General features: G+C 52.3%; 1 rRNA gene. It reads right to left on the bottom strand.

From position 1 onward, the window contains the following. Positions 1-216: ribosomal RNA gene (locus tag ABWW33_RS33180) — 16S ribosomal RNA — on the bottom strand; the annotation flags it as partial.

Genomic DNA, 216 nt, shown 5'->3' with positions numbered 1-216 from the left:
TAGCAACTAATGACAAGGGTTGCGCTCGTTGCGGGACTTAACCCAACATCTCACGACACGAGCTGACGACAGCCATGCAGCACCTGTGTACTGGTTCCCTTTCGGGCACTCCTCAATCTCTCAAGGATTCCAGCCATGTCAAGGGTAGGTAAGGTTTTTCGCGTTGCATCGAATTAATCCACATCATCCACCGCTTGTGCGGGTCCCCGTCAATTC

Origin of the sequence: Duganella hordei (genome assembly GCF_040369125.1) — a bacterium.
GTDB lineage: Bacteria > Pseudomonadota > Gammaproteobacteria > Burkholderiales > Burkholderiaceae_D > Rugamonas > Rugamonas hordei.
Note: the sequence above shows the minus strand (reverse complement) of the source record. Positions and strands in the feature narration are given on the sequence as shown.